This is a genomic window from Paenibacillus sp. SER-28 (genome assembly GCF_052906305.1).
In genome coordinates this window covers 977,923-993,997 of record NZ_JBRECM010000001.1, presented here as the reverse complement: position 1 = coordinate 993,997, position 16,075 = coordinate 977,923, and the positions used below count along the sequence as shown (strand labels likewise).

Here is a 16,075-nt window from a genome sequence, read left to right as displayed (position 1 = left end):
AATCTGTATAATTAGGAGAAAGTCCCGCCTGTAACAGAACGGGACTTTTGATGACATGAATTAGGTATGAGATTGTATGTACTTCACAACTTCACCTACAGTTGTAATTTTCTCTGCATCTTCATCAGAGATTTCCATATCAAACTCATCTTCCAATTCCATTACCAATTCAACTACATCGAGAGAATCAGCGCCTAAATCATCTTTAAAAGATGCTTCAAGTGTAACTTCGGCTTCGTCGGCTCCCAAACGGTCAACGACAATGCGTTTTACGCGCTCCAATACATCGGACATCCGGCTCACCTCCTCTTAGGTATTATACGAAAATTACAATTAAAATGCCATAGAAGAGAGTTTTCATTGACAACTCTTCATCGGGGCATGCGGATTGGCAACATGCTACTACATATACATGCCGCCATCCACATGCAAAGTCTGGCCCGTCATATATGAGGAAGCATCCGAGGCCAAGAACAGCACCACGTCAGCAATTTCCTCAGGCCGTCCAAGACGGGCCAGCGGTATACCGCTAAGCATATTGTCACGCAAATCATCAGCCAGTACCTGCGTCATCTCAGTATCGATGAATCCAGGAGCCACACAGTTCACTGTAATACCTCTCGACGCAAGCTCTCGAGCAGAGGATTTGGTAAGACCAATTACCCCTGCTTTAGCAGCAACGTAGTTGGCTTGTCCTGCGTTGCCAAGTACACCGACCACGGAGGAGATATTGATAATTCGGCCAGAACGCTGCTTCATCATTGGACGTGTTGCCGCCTTAAGACAATTAAACACACCCTTCAGATTCGTTTCGATCACCTGATCGAATTCCTCTTCCTTCATGCGCATGATTAAATTATCTCTTGTTATGCCGGCATTATTCACCAGGATGTCAATCTTGCCCCAAGCGCCAATCACATCCTTGATCAACTGATCTGCTTCGTCAGCGCGACCGACATTAGCCTGAACTGTAATAGCCTCTACACCTTTGGCACGAATCTGCTCTGCTACCTCAGTCGCAGCCGCTTCACTACCAGCATAGTTTACTGCCACATTAGCGCCTGCTTCAGCCAGCGCCAGCGCGATACTACGGCCAATTCCGCGCGACGCTCCCGTAACGAGCGCCGTTTTTCCACTCAATGGCTTAGACATCATAGTCCCCCCTTGCAAGTATATAACCCGTTAAGGCAATGATTATACTTTTAACGGGCCTCCAAGGCTTCCGTTACAGAAGCAAACGACTCCAGGCTGCTTATATTATACAGCTTAACCGTTTTGTCGATTTTTTTAACCAGTCCAGTCAAAACACTTCCCGGTCCAAACTCAACAAAGGTGTCAACACCTTGTTCTAGTAGCCATGTTACACTGTCTTCCCACAGTACCGGAGAATAGACCTGATCCACCAACAGTTGGCGGATTTCGCTCCCCTCACGTACAGGTTTAGCTGTTACATTGGCAACAACCGGAATCTGAGCTTTCGAGAAATTTACAGCCCCCAACTTGCCGGAGAGCTTGGTCGCTGCTTCCTTCATCAATGATGAGTGGAAAGGACCGCTAACCTCCAGAGTAATAGCGCGCTTGCCTCCTGCTTCCTTCACACGTTCAGCGACAGCAGCTACGCCCTCCTTCGTACCAGATACAACAATTTGTCCGGGACAATTGATGTTGGCTAGTTCGACCAGTTGACCAGACTCCGTAATATCTCGGCACAATGCTGCCAATGCTTCACGATCAGCTCCCAACACAGCAGCCATCCCGCCTTGCCCATCAGGAATGGCCTGCTCCATGAACTCGCCACGTGTACGAACGATCTCAACCGCATCCTCAAAAGCGAGGACACCGGAAGCGACTAGCGCGCTATATTCTCCTAGACTGTGTCCAGCCACATAATCGGGATGAATGCCCATTTTTTCCTTGAACGCTTCATACAACGCAATGCTCGCCGTTAACAGTGCAGGCTGCGTATTGGATGTTTGCTTCAAAGCTGTGTCCGGCCCTTCAAAAATCAGTGTGCTTAGTGCGAACCCTAACCGTTCGTCCGCTTGGCGAAATACTTCTGTTGCAGCTGGAACTGCTTCATAAGCATCTTTAGCCATACCTACAGCTTGTGAACCCTGACCGGGAAATATAAATGCCGTTTTGCCCATCGTGTATGCACCTCTCTGTATCCAATGCTTGTCCTGTAAAACACTACACAAATCCAATATTATATCAAAACTTCCAACTAATTACCAGACAAGAACCGACGCTCCCCAGGTCAAGCCACCGCCAAAGCCCACCATTAATACACGGTCGCCTTCCTTCATGCGGCCTTCCTCAGCTGCTTCCACAAGAGCGAGAGGGATTGATGCTGCAGATGTATTCGCATATTTATGAACATTAACAACTACCTTTTCCTCTGGTAAATCCAGACGTTGCATCGCCGATTGGATGATGCGAATATTGGCTTGATGCGGAACGAACAGATCAATATCATCTTTGGACAGCCCTGCTTTTTCCAACACATCAACCGTTGCCGTTCCCATAACACGAACCGCGAACTTGAACACTTCGCGTCCGTTCATGTATATGTAGTGCTGTTTATTTTCCAGTGTGTCTGCACTCGCAGGCAAACGCGAGCCTCCTGCTTCCAACTTGAGTAAGCTGCCTCCGGCACCTTCAGCCCCGAGATCAAAGGATTGGAATCCTCTACCTTCAGGCACTTCGCCAATCACTACAGCTCCTGCACCATCTCCGAATAGAACACAGGTATTGCGGTCGGTATAATCTGTAATCCGAGAAAGACAGTCTGCCCCAATGATTAATGCATTATTATAAATACCTGTCTTAATGAAGCTCGTTGCCGTAGCCAATCCGTATACAAAACCCGAGCATGCCGCAGACAAATCGAAAGCTGCTGCGCCTTTGGCTCCCAATTTGTCCTGAAGAATGCAGGCAGTTGACGGAAACGCCATATCCGGTGTAACCGTAGCTACAATAATTAAATCCAGATCCTGTGCCGTCATACCCGCGGACTCCAACGCCTTAATTGCTGCTTCATAAGCTAAATCAGATGTAGCCTGTTCTGGAGCCGCAATATGGCGCTCCTGAATCCCTGTACGGCTGACAATCCATTCATCACTCGTTTCTACGATTGCTTCCAAATCTTTATTGGTTAGAATTTTCTCAGGTACGTATTTCCCTGTTCCGATAACACCAACCGGCCGTAATTTATTCATATCGTCACTCACTTCCTGCTGATTTCCTTGGATATACTTTCCACCAACCGGTTTTGCAAGGCCGTACGAGCCTGCCTTACCGCGTTTTTGACGGCAACGCCGTCAGACGAACCGTGACTTTTCAGGACGAGTCCACTCAAACCCAGCAAAGGAGCCCCGCCATGCTCTTTATAATCCAATTTACCTTTCAGACTGCGAAGCTCAGGCATAATCAAGGCTGCCGCAAGCTTGGTCTTCAAGGATTTGGTGAATTGCTCTTTTAAGAGAGAAAATATGGCTCCGGCTGTACCCTCCAGTGATTTTAGCATGATATTCCCAGCAAATCCATCACACACCAGTACATCGCAATTCCCGGTTAACACATCTCTCGATTCAACATTACCCACAAAATTGACAGGTAACTGCTCAATAAGTGGAAATGCCAACTTCGTCAGTTCATTGCCCTTCCCAGCTTCAGTCCCCACATTCAGCAGACCCACCCTTGGAGAAGTCACACCGTGAACTTTCTGACGATACAAACTCCCCATCAGCGCATACTGGGCAAGATGCTCAGGCTTGGCATCCATATTGGCTCCCAAGTCAAGCGCCAGAATACCCTGATCATCAATCGTTGGTATCATCGGCGCGAGAGCCGGACGTTCAATGCCTTCCATTCTTCCAACCACCAGCAACCCTGTGGTCATTAGCGCGCCTGTATTACCTGCAGATATCATGGCATCCGCTTCGCCTTCTCTGACCATTCGACCAGCCACGACCATCGAAGCATCCTTTTTACGGCGCACTGCCTTTACAGGCTCGTCCTGCGCATCTATCGTTTCGGATGCATGGCGAATGCTAAGGTTCGTCGGCAACGCCCTGCCGTTCAGAACCGATTCAATTCGTTCCCGGTCACCAACCAGCGTAATGTCCGTATCCTTCCATTCCGCCGCCGCAGATAGCGCGCCCTCTACTGTCGCCTCAGGAGCATTATCTCCCCCCATGGCATCAATGGCGATCCGCATGCTGACTTCCTCCTTCGCTATACTCTTCCTCCGTGGAGCGATAAATGACAAAGTTGCCTTGGAACACCATTTCTTCCCCTACGTAGGCAAAGACTTCCACTTTAGCCTTCCCTTTTTGTTCTGGATTGGAGCGTACATATGCCTTGGCAATGCACTTCTCACCTAAATGAACCGGGCGGACAAAGCGTATATCCGCTGACGCGGTCAATGCTATCTCATCATTAATCACGGCAACGGCCAATGAATTGGCCTGGGCAAATACATAATGCCCCCGCGCAATGCCAGTACGCGAAAAAATATGTTCCTCTTTAATCTCAAAAATCGAAATACCGCTTCGATCCAACTGTAGATCAACGATATCCCCGATCACTTCATGCAAAGGCAAGGAACGAACCTGGTCGTAGGAGCGCTCAGCCATCAGCTTTAGCCGTTCCCGCAATTCCGGGATTCCCAGTTCCATCCGGTCCAGCCGAATAGTCTGAATACTTACCTTCAGCTGTCTTGTCAATTCCTGATCCGTTACGAACGGATTATCATCAATTAATTGAGTCAGCCGCTGCTGTCTCTGTCTCTTCGGCAAACGTTCGATGTCAGTGACGCCTCCTTTCCCTACAATAAACTGTCGTTCAGACGACAGTTTGGGTTACTTTACTTCACTTTCTAACGGCGAGACTTCAAGCCGATTTGTCTTCTTGTATGTATAAAGGAACCCCTTCGGCCCTTCTTTCTTAGAACCTGGTACTAAAACAGTATATAGCATGCTGACGTAAAAAGGAAGCATGCAGACAAAAAAAGTAGCGCCTCACTGAAGTGAAGCGCTACTCTTTCTGCGAAGATTCCAAAGAATCCGCTTATCGGACATTATTGAGAGATGATCTCTCTAGCTTTGTACGTTCCGCAAACTTTGCACACATGGTGAGCAAGTTTCAATTCGCCGCATTCGGAGCATTTCACCATACCTGGTACTGCCAGTTTAAAGTGAGTACGACGTTTGTCGCGACGAGTTTTGGATGTTCTCCGTTGAGGTACTGCCATTCTTCCCACCTCCTTAACCAGATCAACCCCGCATAACGGGTATGACTTCTTATCTCATTCAAGACTGAAAGAAAATGCTAGAAGCAATTATCTTACAGCCGGTGAATCAAGCCTGCAACATCCACGCATCGGTTCAGTAACTCTCCGGCACAAGCGGATGATGATTTTTCAGAATTGAACTCAATTCTCATTTAAAAAAATCCTTAAGCCCTGCCAGACGCGGATCAATCTTTTCCGTATTGCCATCGCTACTGTCATCGGAGCCAATACTCCAGTTTTGTCCGGTCTTTGGTGCGATTCCCTGACAATCCTCACTGCACAAAGGCGCAAACGGCACATGCAGTACAAACAGTTCTTCACAATACGGTGCAATGTCGAAGGAGTCCTCCGTCACTGCGATAAAATCGCCATCTTCATCCTCCTCTTCAACACTCGAAGAGGTTTGCTTGAACCGTTCACGGAATTCAATCTTTAAATCCTCGTGCATCGGGCTTAAACAGCGTGAGCACAGCATGTCCAGACTTGCGGTCAACGTGCCTTCCACGCTCATCAAGCCTTGACCCAGACTAACGGCGACCAAGTCGGTCTCCAGCGGGGAAACGGCCGTAACATCAGCACGATCATCCACCAATTCACTCACATTAAGAGATTCACGGATAGGAAAAGGACCGTCACTTGTTGCTACTTTGCGAAAAAATAGTTGCATCACTATCACTCCAAACAAACAAAAATTATTATACCGACTGATCGAGTCGTTTGTCAACACCTTTCACTTTACACCACTCACAAATCCACAGGTTTTCCAATGGTTCGACAAGTTTTATGCAGAAGCAAAAATGCATTGTGCTAAACATGTACTGATGAGTATTCGTACCCCCGCCACTCTTCGTGTACAATAATGCGAGTATAAAGCTTTTTCGTCCAGGTCTCAATGGTCTTGTTCATGCCGACGATGAAAAATCAGTATAGCTGCCCTGAAAACAATCATTCACGGGTACTTAACCATTATTATCAAAAGGGTTATCCAATAAGCTACTTTAAGAAAGGAGCCTACTACGGTCTTGAAAACACTCGGTATGATTGTAGAGTACAATCCCCTGCATAACGGACATGTCCATCACTGGGAGGAATCTCTTCGCATCACTGGTGCGCAACGCACAGTGGCTGTGATGAGTGGTCCTTTCCTTCAGCGGGGTGAACCCGCGATTACAGACAAATGGTCCCGCACCGAAATGGCACTCGCCATGGGTGTGGACCTAGTTCTGGAGCTGCCTGTGGCCTATGCCGTCCAGCCCGCAGAATGGTTTGCCCGCGGAGCGGTCGCCCTGCTCCATGCGACGGGCATCGTCGACGCGCTCTGCTTCGGCAGCGAGAGCGGAGACATCGCCCCGCTGCGCGCGCTGGCTCGCGTGCTGGCGGCAGAGCCGGCCGAGCTCAAGGCCGGCATCGCGCAGCGCCTAAGCAGCGGCACGAGCTATCCCGCTGCCTACGCGGGAGCCGCAGCCGCGCTCGCGGCCGAAGGAGCGGACGGCGCTGCGCTCGCCGCCCTCATGCAGCAGCCCAACAATACGTTGGGGCTGCATTATTTGATTGCGCTGGAACGGCTGGGCAGCACAATCAAGCCCTTCACGGTAGCCCGCACGGGATCGGGCTACCACGAAGCCGTGGCCCCTGCGGACGGAGTCATCGCCAGCGCCACGGCCATCCGCCGTCTGCTGCTGGACGGCGGGCCGGAAGCCGCGTCACCGTACATACCTGCGGCGACACTGGAGATTTTGCGGCGCGAGTGGCAAGCTGAACGCGCGCCGCTGCACTGGGAAGCGTTCAGCCAGCCGTTGCTGAACGCCCTAATCACACGTAGCCCGCAGCAGCTGGCGGAGCTGCACGAGGTCACCGAAGGGCTGGAGCATCGTCTGCAGCAATCGCTGTACACGCTGTCCCAGCCTTCTGTGGAGGCCCTGCTCACCGCGATCAAGACAAGGCGGTATACTCGTACGAAGCTTCAGCGGATGTGTACACATATTTTGCTGAATCATGCCAAAGCCGATATGACTCCGGCTGAGCTGGCGAAAGGTCCGGGCTATATCCGCGTGCTCGGCTTTAACAGGGCTGGACGCGAGCTGCTGGCACGTATGAAGCAAACAGCCACCCTTCCGGTATGGGTCAAGCTGTCTGCCGGATCACATCCCCACCTGGACTGGGATACAGCCGCAGCCGCCATACACGCAGCCGGGATGCCACGTCCCGCCATCCGCGGCATGTATGCTGATTACTTGCGACCGCCCATTATGGTTTGATGGGCAGCTTTTCCATATAATTCAGCGCATCGCCAAGCTTGCGAACCGAAACAAGCTTCATCCGGCTTCCCATTTGCTCAGCTTTGGCCTTGGCCTCTTTATAATTATCCGCAGGGACGAAAAACAATTCCGCACCCTGACGGTCAGCAGCAACTATTTTGTACTTTGCACCACCAATCGCTCCAACCTGACCGTCCTTATCAATAGTACCCGTACCGGCTACACGATATCCCTTACTCAGATCACCTGGTGTCAGTTGGTTATAGATTTCCATGGTAAACATCAAACCTGCCGAAGGACCGCCAACATCCGTAGATGTAAAATGAATCGTTTTACGTTCATCCTTCGGCTCTACCTTCTGTACCGTGGCAATACTGACGCCAAAGCCAGAACGTTGCTTACCCGTCTCACTGTCCGTGATGGTCGTTAAGGGAGCTTGCACGGTCAGCAACTTTCCTTCGCGCTTTAGCTTCACTTTAGCCATTTTTCCCGATTTTTCGTCCTCTAAAGCCTTCCGAATGGAACGATTATCGGTCACCCGCACGCCGTTCAGCTCCAATATTTCATCTCCAGGCTCAAACACGCTGTTCGATCCCGGGACCTTAAATACATACACATAATCCGGCACAATGCGATAGGGAACATGGGCACGGGTGTAGGCAGCCTCCATCGCGGAAGATTGGGAATCCCCCATATACCATACCTGCTCTGCCGCATATTCGTCTTCACTTCTTCCATGCAGACGATCCTCTTTGCGCTGAATCTCCGAATTGCGGTCCAGCTTGGACAGGCCCAACATAATAACATTGGCATAACGCGCCGATACGGTCGTCATCATAAAGGTCCCCCGTTCGATGCTGTCACCCTCCCGGACTTTAACCATCGGTTTGATCTCGTTAGCCCCACCTGGTCCATAGATCAGATAAGGGGTTGGCATATAGACCAGCACATAGACCATTGCAGCCAGCATTAACACATAACCGGTTGTAAAAAAAACTCTTTTCCGGTTTATTCGTTTCATTGCTTCTCCCCCCCCTTGCAGCCTAACTTCTCCTATCTTATCCAAGTGCCTCTGCGCCACCTGTTCTCAAGCCTTCCGAAAAAGCATACATTGTTTACGACAACGTATACGAACAACCTATCCCAAGACAACGAACGTGAATAAACACTGGAGACAGCATCCCACTCTCCTTAGTATATTTATGAGAGGTGAATTCTTTGATGCAAAAGGAAGCCCGTTCCGCTCCTTATTGGACAACCATACTGCTTGGCCTCGGAGCCATTTTGCTTGTACTGGCTGTTGTCGCCTCACCAGAAGAAGTATTTCAAGCCTCTACTCAAGGCCTTAAGCTATGGTGGAGTATTATTTTCCCAGCCATGCTGCCTTTTTTGATGCTGTCCGAAATGCTCATCGCCTTTGGTCTAGTACATGGACTAGGTATCCTGCTGGAGCCGTTTATGCGATCCTGGTTCCGTCTACCCGGGCGAAGCGGCTGGGTGTTGGCCCTCGGCCTGACCGCGGGATTCCCCGCTGCAGCGGAAGCGGTGCGCCAATGGGCACAACAGGAGGATATGACTGCGTTTCAGCTTCGACGTCTAACCTCTATCGCTCATTTCTGCAATCCGATTACCATCCTGCTCGTCATCGGGACAGGGCTACTGCACAATGCTACCGCAGGCATGATGTTACTTGCAGTTCACTGGATTTCCGGGCTACTGGCAGGCTGGATCACCGCCAGACTACCTGTATCGTCCAAAGAATTGCAAAAACGGGAAACGCCAGCTGCCCTACGGCGCACCTCAGTTTCCCGTACTTCTCCCTCCCTGATCCGATCCGCATGGGAAGCTACCCGCTCTGCCAGAGAACAGGACGGCCGCAGTTTCGGAAAACTGTTGGGCGAAACCGTATCCCATGCTGTACAGGCGCTGATGGTGACAGGTGGATTCATTATTTTCTTTTCCGTACTGATTCGACTGCTGTCCATATACACAGGCCAAGGATCGCTTTCTTTCATATGGCCTGCCTGGATGGAAATCCATTTGGGTTCCTATGAAATCAGCCGTCTGCCCTACGATCTCCGTACACAAGCAGCCCTGATCAGTGCTGTGTTGGGATGGGGCGGCCTGTGCGGCTGGCTTCAGATTACCGCCGTCACCAGACCTTCCGACAAGGGCATCACCTTCACCTTGTCACGAGTGCTCCATGGGATCATTGCTTTTGGACTTACCTTAGCGACATGGGTCCCGCTTAACCGCATCGTCAGTAATACAACTCCCGCTTACGTCAGTCGCAGTTCTGTGTCTTCTTTTGTGGAAAGCGTAAATGAATCTGCCACGCATCCTGTCATGACCGGAGCCAGCGGCTTACTAACACAAATAGAAGGAACATCTATGTACCCCTGGCAACTAACCGTACTGTCCATTGCGCTGCTGGGTACAATTATAGTTACCCTGCTGGCCTTTTCCTTTATGACTTCATGGTGGAGCCGCCGCGATTCGCGTTGACCTTCGCACGCAGCGCGTCTTCCACCTCCGGTGCCACCAGATCTACAACCTTGCCATCAAAATGCGCAATTTCCTTCACCATACTGGAACTCAGATATGAATAAGTCGGATTGGTCATCATAAAGATCGTTTCCGCATCCGGGTTCAGCTTATGATTTGTAGAGGCTAATTGCAGCTCATATTCAAAATCAGTCACCGACCGGATTCCTCTGACAATAACCTGGGCCCCTTTTTGACGTACATAATTAGCTGTCAGATCACGGAAGCTGTCCACTTCAACGTTCGGGATATCGCGAGTTACCGTTCGCAGCAGCTCCATTCGTTCCTCAAGTGAAAACAGCGGATTTTTACTAATATTGTTAAGAACCGCGACAATCAATAGATCAAACTGTCTGGCTGCTCTTTGAATAATATCCTGGTGCCCCATCGTCACGGGATCAAAGGTTCCCGGATATACGGCAATACGTGGTTTGTGCTCAATCATGATGGTCCTCCCCGTCTGATTCGCTGATGCCGAATTTGACCACTCCGGCTTCCGTATGTTCTACAACATTCGACAAAGCATCGGCTGCAAAATGATAAATAGATAACGCCGTTTCACCATAGACTGCTTTTCTGACCTGTTCGAACGGTCCGAAGCTTTCCGGATATTCATGTCCCGATTCATACTCCAGCACGATGATTGCATCTGAACGAAGCAAGTTCAACTCAGCCATACGGCTCATTAATTCATCTCCGTGTTTGAGACGATAGGGTGGATCGAGAAAAACAGCATCAAAAAGAGCTCCACGTTTTGCCAGCACCTTGAGCGCTCGTCCGGCATCATTGCGGAACACTTCAGCCTGTCCTTCCAGTCCAGTTTTTCGTAAATTTTCTTTAATGACATCAATGCTTTTGGATTCCATATCAATAAAAACAGCCTTGTCCATTCCCCGGCTAAGCGCCTCTATACCCAGGCCACCACTACCAGCAAACAGATCAAGTGCGACTCCCCCATCAAAATAAGGACCTATCATGCTAAATAGCGCTTCCTTGACCTTATCCGTGGTCGGCCGCGTCCCTGTGCCGGGAACTGCCTTTAACGGCCTTCCTTTGGCACTACCCGATACCACTCTCACGCTGAAACTCACCTATTTTCTATATGTGTTCATAACCATATAAGATTATGACGCTATCGTACCACATGCACCGCCGTTTGAAAAACTTAGGATGAGGCAGGTATAAAAAACCATTCCCTGGGCATCCTTAGGATATCGGCATTCAACCAATGTCGTAGACAACCGCGGAGAAGACTTACGTTTCCCCATAAGCTCTTCGTCCGGTTTCTCCTCTCCCATTCGGGCGCTCTTTAATGGAGCGCCTGATTTTTTTTACATAAAAAGAAGCTGCTTAATAGCAGCTCTATGTATCATTTTTCTATTTCGGCATTTTGTTTATTTCAGCAGTTCCTCGGGTGTATCCCCTTGATAAACATACACATAACTTGCCACTGATACAGCAAATGTTGCAAACATAGACAACGATGTGGCTAATCCATATACCATTTTCCTCATCATTCCACTCACCTCCTTCCCCGGATCAATGTTAGACTTTGGACCAAAAAAGCAACAGCCACTACAGAGGAACCGATTACAAAATTAGTACATACAAGCAAGGAGGATAACAGTCGCAAGAGGGGATAAAAACGTACTGGAATGCGCGACTGCTTTTCAATTCTGGATGGGGCAAAACATAAAACGAGAATGAGAGCTATTCCGGTAAACAGGTTTGTCCACCAACTATTTAAGGCAATGCAGGATATGTAAGTAAAAGCTGCTGAGGTCACCAACACACATGCCATGCCCGTTTTCAAATGAATGCCTCCTGATATTTGGCGCAGTAGGGCGAAAGCGACGAGAATCGTTACAGCTTCTACCATCCGCCCCGTGAAGATTGAGGCGAATAGTGTTAACACAATGATCATGGACGCATTCAGAATGAGAGCAAGTGCGTATTGAAGTACCGCGACAGAGGCTGGATGATCAGGCACAGTACGTTTGATCTGGTTAGCAAGTTTGAAAGCCATCGCTTCAATCATCCCGGTATTCCTTTCCGATTGCATAATAGATGAAAAATCCCGAAACCAGTGCAAAAAATATCATACTTAACCATACCTCGTTATAGTAGAGCACAATAGAAGTTGAAATGAGGGACAGGATAATCAGCGTGATGACAATGCCATATTCCTCTTTGAACTTAAGCTTCTTGAAATTAGGGGAAAAGCCGATCCCTTTTCGATACAACATCAATGAAATAAGCAGTCCTACTGCCGCGCTTACCACTTGTAGTAGATAGCCCTTCAAGGACCCATCCTGCAGCTCAGAAACCGGAAGATTGCCGAACATGACTTTTAAGAATACCGACTGAACAACGGCATATGCAAAATAACCTGTAACCGTCATAATACCGGACCACACAATCGGAATCTTCACGACCGTAGCGAGTAAAAAAATAAAAAGCAGCATATTTACGACAGGCACCAAATACGAAAGGGAAAACTCCTCTCGGAGCATATAACTTTGCATATTCATAATCAGGTTAACAAAAATGGCCTGCCAAAGATAAGGGGTCATTTTAACTTTAAAAATACTCAAAATCAGCGCAAAAACAGCTACTCCTTCAAGCGTGGAGAAAAGCAAAAAGCCGATTGGCTTCAAAAGCATGCGTGCATCTCCTTTACAATTCCAACCAACCTCATCGGTGTATTCAAAAACTTGGATGTACATCGAATATAAAGGGCTGGGAGCTACTTTTCAAGAGGTCTTTTCAATTATTTCATAGATTTATTCAAGCACTTCAACCAAATGTTATCGGATGCTGCTTCAAGTTGTAGCTTAGGCAACACTTTCTTTGACCGAATCTCCCTGCTTGCGGACTGGCTTCATACGTGATATAAGCTTTTTCCCCCAAAGGATGCCGGGCTGTTCAATCCACGAGTAGGTAAACCAGGATAGTCCGATGGTGACTAGCAACGTCATGATAAACATAAGTGTGAGGCTGACTAGGGGAGCAAAAGGTATTTTAACCTGTACGATTAGTCCCAGAGCCAGCATATGCGTCAAATACATGCTGTAGCTAAGGCGGCCGATCCATGACCATACCCGATTAAGCAGCCATATCGGCTGCCAGTGATACAAAGCATACGCTCCCAGTAGCAACCCGAAACCTATGAGATAATCGGTCATGCCTCCAAAAAATGCAAATAGCACAGAAACAAGCAGCAAACCTCCACTGACTCGGTCTATACTTTTCCAATGCCGCTCGTCTTTCCAAATAAAAAACAACAATATACCTAGCCCAAAGACAGGCAATTGATTCGGAAACCATAAATACAGATAGTGCCCCCATAAAGAGTGATCACTAATCCATGGATATTGAGCAAATACCGTATTTAGACCGAAGCTTACCACAAGCACCATCACAACAAACCAGGCCGCATGGCGGACTGATCGGATCAGCTTAAATAATAGGGGGATAAACAGATAAAACATACATTCCACCGCAATGGACCATTCCACACCAATAATGCTGTTGATCCAGTACGGATTCAGACCATTCAAAAACAGGACATGAGCAGCGATATTGGCGGCAGTGACTCCCTCCTGATCTCCAAGCCAAAATCTTGGACCTGTCCCGTTCACAACCAAATAGATTCCTAACATCACGTAATACAAAGGAGCAATCCGAAAAAAACGACGCAACAGGTAAGCTGAAATTCTTTCCCTCTTGTCACCTGAACGTCTGCTCAAGGACAGAAATAGTGTAAAAGCGCTGGCCATATAAAATAAAGCGACTCCTTTAGCTCCTATACTCAAGCCTTTTTGCAACCATCCGTTTAATCCGTCTACATGCTGGCTGACATGCACAAGTAAAACTCCAATAATAGCCAGCGCCCTCAGCGTATCTACAAATTGCAGCTTGTCATCTTCCATTTTCCCCGTGGCTTCGGGCATCGTATCCCTCCATAACAGTCTTAAATGATACATTTCGTATCTATAATACACAAAATGTATCACCAAAGTAAATATCTCCGTTATGCAAAAAAACATCCTCCGACCGCAAAGAAATGCGGCCAAAAGATGTTCATTTTGGCATTACTATCGTCAGCTCACGCAAATGAGTATGGGCCAATTGGCAGTGACTTTATTTGTTTAAATGAAAAGGAACGGTCGTTACGATCACGTCTTTATAATTAATCAAATAAGCTCTCATCAGTAAGCTGGTCTGATTGTGTAGAATATTTTCCCACCAGTGCTTGGTGATGAATTGTGGAATGAGAACAGTGATATGGTCCTCGTCTGCTTTTTTCCACTCTACTGTATCGATGAACTTGCGAAGCGGATTAATAATGCTGCGATAACGGGATTTCAGTACCACCAAACGTATACCGACATCCCACTCTTCCCATTTCTGTTCCATTTTGCGAATCGCTTCATCATCCACACCCACATATACGGCAACCACATTGTCCGACAAGGTTTTGGCATAGCTGATCGTATTCATAACGACTCGCGTAATACCTGCCACCGGAATAATAATCGTATTGCCTTTCACCATAGGTTTATCCTTGGTAATATCAATGCGCAGTTGTTCAGCCGTATTTTTGTAATGCCTATTGATCTTCATAAAGAAATACAGAACCAAAGGCAGGAAGATAAAGATTACCCACACCTGGCTAAACTTGGTAAAGATAAAGATAAGCGTAATCGACAGCGTGGTCAGCATCCCAACCGTATTAATAGCAAGTTTGACGATCCAGCCTGGCGGTTTGAGCTTGATCCAGCGAATCATCATGCCAAGTTGCGAGAGCGTGAACGGAATAAATACCCCTACGGCATAAAGCGGGATTAGATTTTCTGTGTTGCCGCCAAATACGATGACCAGCAATGCCGAGAAGATACTCAGAAACAAGATACCATTAGAGTATCCGAGCCGATCTCCACGAACCATGAACATGTGCGGCATGTATTTGTCCTTCGCGAGCATAAAAGCAAGCAACGGAAAGGCCGAATAGGCTGTATTTGCCGCCAAAAACAAGATGAGCGCCGTTACGCCCTGAATGATATAATACATCACACCGCGCCCGAAAGTGGCGTTCGCAATTTGCGAGATGACCGTTTCATGCGGATTAGGACGAACACCGTACCAATAAGCCAGCAAACTAATTCCGATAAACATACACCCGAGAATCAAACCCATCATCATTAGTGTAGTTGCTGCATTTTTGGCAGCAGGCTTGCGGAAGTTCGGAATGGCATTCGAGACAGCTTCTACCCCAGTTAGCGCCGAACAGCCCGAGCTAAATGCCTTTAGTAAGAGAAACAGGCTGACGTTGGATACCGTAGCTCCAAATTGCGGTGCTGCAGCATGAGCTCCCCCTGCCACGTAATGAATGATACCGCTAATAATCAAAACAAAAATGGCAACAACAAATAAATAAATCGGTACAGCCAGCACCGAGGCAGATTCTGTCACCCCGCGCAAGTTCATAATAGTTAAAAAGATAATCATAATCAGAGCAATGGCGATCCGATGATCATGTAACGATGGGAACGCCGATGTAATGGCATCTGTACCTGCTGATGAGCTAACTGCTACCGTTAGAATATAATCGACCAGCAGAGATCCGCCTGCAATCAGACTTGGACTTTTCCCCAAATTGTCCTGTGCAACAATGTACGCTCCTCCGCCACCAGGATAGGAAAATATGGTCTGTCTATAGGACAGGATCAGAATGATCAGCAATCCCAATACCGCAATGGATATAGGAATGGAATACCATAGGGCAGCGAAGCCGGCTGTAATTAAAACCAGCAGAATTTGCTCCGTTCCGTAAGCTACAGAGGACAAGGCATCTGAGGACAGAATGGCCAGTGCCTTGAGCTTATTCAGTTTCTCATCTTCAAGGGCCGTCGACTTTCGCGGACGACCGATTAATAATCTTTTGACTTTACTCAGCATTTCGTTGACTCCTTCTTTG

Annotated in this window: 19 protein-coding genes; 2 read left to right on the top strand and 17 right to left on the bottom strand. The window is 48.1% G+C overall.

From position 1 onward, the window contains the following. Positions 1–60: 60 nt before the first annotated feature. The 8 genes from ACUYLD_RS04750 to ACUYLD_RS04715 form a co-directional block, all read right to left on the bottom strand. Positions 61–294 carry an acyl carrier protein gene (locus ACUYLD_RS04750; RefSeq protein WP_007429985.1) on the bottom strand — a complete coding sequence of 78 codons (234 nt, stop codon included), beginning with the start codon at positions 292–294 and terminating at the stop codon, positions 61–63. A gap of 108 nt (positions 295–402) precedes the next feature. After that, the gene (gene fabG, locus ACUYLD_RS04745) at positions 403–1,152 is read right to left on the bottom strand and encodes a 3-oxoacyl-[acyl-carrier-protein] reductase (protein WP_025721716.1); all 750 of its coding nucleotides are present in this window, start codon (positions 1,150–1,152) and stop codon (positions 403–405) included. Positions 1,153–1,202: 50 nt separating this feature from the next. Beyond that, positions 1,203–2,147 carry an ACP S-malonyltransferase gene (fabD, locus tag ACUYLD_RS04740; protein WP_250268082.1) on the bottom strand — a complete coding sequence of 315 codons (945 nt, stop codon included), beginning with the start codon at positions 2,145–2,147 and terminating at the stop codon, positions 1,203–1,205. 81 nt (positions 2,148–2,228) lie between these two features. After that, positions 2,229–3,218 (bottom strand): beta-ketoacyl-ACP synthase III, encoded by a 990-nt coding sequence (locus ACUYLD_RS04735; RefSeq protein ID WP_069291709.1) that lies wholly within the window; start codon positions 3,216–3,218, stop codon positions 2,229–2,231. A gap of 8 nt (positions 3,219–3,226) precedes the next feature. Continuing rightward, a complete protein-coding gene (plsX, locus tag ACUYLD_RS04730; RefSeq protein ID WP_061832012.1) occupies positions 3,227–4,219 on the bottom strand; it encodes a phosphate acyltransferase PlsX in 993 nt (330 codons plus the stop codon). Next, positions 4,203–4,799, bottom strand: coding sequence for a transcription factor FapR (fapR, locus tag ACUYLD_RS04725; protein ID WP_007429980.1), 597 nt, complete (start codon positions 4,797–4,799; stop codon positions 4,203–4,205). Before fapR ends, plsX begins: the two co-directional genes overlap by 17 nt. Positions 4,800–5,080: 281 nt before the next feature. Further along, positions 5,081–5,254, bottom strand: a complete 174-nt coding sequence (gene rpmF, locus ACUYLD_RS04720) for a 50S ribosomal protein L32 (RefSeq protein ID WP_007429979.1) — start codon at positions 5,252–5,254, stop codon at positions 5,081–5,083. Positions 5,255–5,441: 187 nt separating this feature from the next. Beyond that, a complete protein-coding gene (locus ACUYLD_RS04715; RefSeq protein WP_061832013.1) occupies positions 5,442–5,960 on the bottom strand; it encodes a YceD family protein in 519 nt (172 codons plus the stop codon). Positions 5,961–6,315: 355 nt separating this feature from the next. Between ACUYLD_RS04715 and ACUYLD_RS04710 the strand changes: the two genes are divergently transcribed. Next, the gene (locus ACUYLD_RS04710) at positions 6,316–7,551 is read left to right on the top strand and encodes a nucleotidyltransferase (protein ID WP_446674523.1); all 1,236 of its coding nucleotides are present in this window, start codon (positions 6,316–6,318) and stop codon (positions 7,549–7,551) included. Here ACUYLD_RS04710 and ACUYLD_RS04705 read toward each other — a convergent pair. Continuing rightward, positions 7,541–8,572 carry a YlbL family protein gene (locus ACUYLD_RS04705; RefSeq protein ID WP_446674522.1) on the bottom strand — a complete coding sequence of 344 codons (1,032 nt, stop codon included), beginning with the start codon at positions 8,570–8,572 and terminating at the stop codon, positions 7,541–7,543. The two genes, ACUYLD_RS04710 and ACUYLD_RS04705, sit on opposite strands and share 11 nt — an antisense overlap. A 200-nt stretch (positions 8,573–8,772) precedes the next feature. Here ACUYLD_RS04705 and ACUYLD_RS04700 point away from each other — a divergent pair, with 200 nt between their 5' ends. Continuing rightward, positions 8,773–10,056, top strand: coding sequence for a nucleoside recognition protein (locus tag ACUYLD_RS04700; protein ID WP_446674521.1), 1,284 nt, complete (start codon positions 8,773–8,775; stop codon positions 10,054–10,056). On the opposite strand, the gene coaD is transcribed toward ACUYLD_RS04700, so the two are convergent. From coaD to ACUYLD_RS04660, 8 genes are all read right to left on the bottom strand, one after another. Beyond that, positions 10,019–10,540 carry a pantetheine-phosphate adenylyltransferase gene (gene coaD / locus ACUYLD_RS04695; protein ID WP_250261723.1) on the bottom strand — a complete coding sequence of 174 codons (522 nt, stop codon included), beginning with the start codon at positions 10,538–10,540 and terminating at the stop codon, positions 10,019–10,021. The two genes, ACUYLD_RS04700 and coaD, sit on opposite strands and share 38 nt — an antisense overlap. Then, on the bottom strand, positions 10,533–11,174 hold the full coding sequence (gene rsmD, locus ACUYLD_RS04690; protein ID WP_250268078.1) for a 16S rRNA (guanine(966)-N(2))-methyltransferase RsmD: 642 nt from the start codon (positions 11,172–11,174) through the stop codon (positions 10,533–10,535). Before rsmD ends, coaD begins: the two co-directional genes overlap by 8 nt. Positions 11,175–11,489: 315 nt before the next feature. Then, on the bottom strand, positions 11,490–11,612 hold the full coding sequence (locus tag ACUYLD_RS04685) for a cyclic lactone autoinducer peptide (protein ID WP_023988155.1): 123 nt from the start codon (positions 11,610–11,612) through the stop codon (positions 11,490–11,492). A gap of 5 nt (positions 11,613–11,617) precedes the next feature. Next, complete coding sequence (locus ACUYLD_RS04680; RefSeq protein ID WP_322176364.1) at positions 11,618–12,133, bottom strand: accessory gene regulator ArgB-like protein; 516 nt, start codon at positions 12,131–12,133, stop codon at positions 11,618–11,620. Beyond that, positions 12,126–12,758, bottom strand: coding sequence for a hypothetical protein (locus ACUYLD_RS04675; RefSeq protein WP_061831346.1), 633 nt, complete (start codon positions 12,756–12,758; stop codon positions 12,126–12,128). The genes ACUYLD_RS04680 and ACUYLD_RS04675 overlap by 8 nt, the downstream gene beginning before the upstream one ends. 171 nt (positions 12,759–12,929) lie before the next feature. After that, positions 12,930–14,048: an acyltransferase family protein gene (locus ACUYLD_RS04670; protein ID WP_446674520.1), complete on the bottom strand. Its 1,119-nt coding sequence runs from the start codon at positions 14,046–14,048 to the stop codon at positions 12,930–12,932. Further along, positions 14,017–14,088, bottom strand: a complete 72-nt coding sequence (locus ACUYLD_RS04665; RefSeq protein WP_367987578.1) for a hypothetical protein — start codon at positions 14,086–14,088, stop codon at positions 14,017–14,019. Before ACUYLD_RS04665 ends, ACUYLD_RS04670 begins: the two co-directional genes overlap by 32 nt. Positions 14,089–14,238: 150 nt before the next feature. Beyond that, a complete protein-coding gene (locus ACUYLD_RS04660; RefSeq protein WP_061831344.1) occupies positions 14,239–16,056 on the bottom strand; it encodes an APC family permease in 1,818 nt (605 codons plus the stop codon). Between the last annotated feature and the right edge of the window lie 19 nt (positions 16,057–16,075).

Bases quoted from the DNA above. Each gene is read 5' to 3' on its own strand.
- ACUYLD_RS04750 (WP_007429985.1), bottom strand. From the start codon at position 294: ATGTCCGATGTATTGGAGCGCGTAAAACGCATTGTCGTTGACCGTTTG.
- fabG (WP_025721716.1), bottom strand. From the start codon at position 1,152: ATGTCTAAGCCATTGAGTGGAAAAACGGCGCTCGTTACGGGAGCGTCG.
- fabD (WP_250268082.1), bottom strand. From the start codon at position 2,147: ATGGGCAAAACGGCATTTATATTTCCCGGTCAGGGTTCACAAGCTGTA.
- ACUYLD_RS04735 (WP_069291709.1), bottom strand. From the start codon at position 3,218: ATGAATAAATTACGGCCGGTTGGTGTTATCGGAACAGGGAAATACGTA.
- plsX (WP_061832012.1), bottom strand. From the start codon at position 4,219: ATGCGGATCGCCATTGATGCCATGGGGGGAGATAATGCTCCTGAGGCG.
- rpmF (WP_007429979.1), bottom strand. From the start codon at position 5,254: ATGGCAGTACCTCAACGGAGAACATCCAAAACTCGTCGCGACAAACGT.
- ACUYLD_RS04715 (WP_061832013.1), bottom strand. From the start codon at position 5,960: ATGCAACTATTTTTTCGCAAAGTAGCAACAAGTGACGGTCCTTTTCCT.
- ACUYLD_RS04705 (WP_446674522.1), bottom strand. From the start codon at position 8,572: ATGAAACGAATAAACCGGAAAAGAGTTTTTTTTACAACCGGTTATGTG.
- ACUYLD_RS04700 (WP_446674521.1), top strand. From the start codon at position 8,773: ATGCAAAAGGAAGCCCGTTCCGCTCCTTATTGGACAACCATACTGCTT.
- coaD (WP_250261723.1), bottom strand. From the start codon at position 10,540: ATGATTGAGCACAAACCACGTATTGCCGTATATCCGGGAACCTTTGAT.
- ACUYLD_RS04685 (WP_023988155.1), bottom strand. From the start codon at position 11,612: ATGATGAGGAAAATGGTATATGGATTAGCCACATCGTTGTCTATGTTT.
- ACUYLD_RS04680 (WP_322176364.1), bottom strand. From the start codon at position 12,133: ATGATTGAAGCGATGGCTTTCAAACTTGCTAACCAGATCAAACGTACT.
- ACUYLD_RS04675 (WP_061831346.1), bottom strand. From the start codon at position 12,758: ATGCTTTTGAAGCCAATCGGCTTTTTGCTTTTCTCCACGCTTGAAGGA.
- ACUYLD_RS04670 (WP_446674520.1), bottom strand. From the start codon at position 14,048: ATGCCCGAAGCCACGGGGAAAATGGAAGATGACAAGCTGCAATTTGTA.
- ACUYLD_RS04660 (WP_061831344.1), bottom strand. From the start codon at position 16,056: ATGCTGAGTAAAGTCAAAAGATTATTAATCGGTCGTCCGCGAAAGTCG.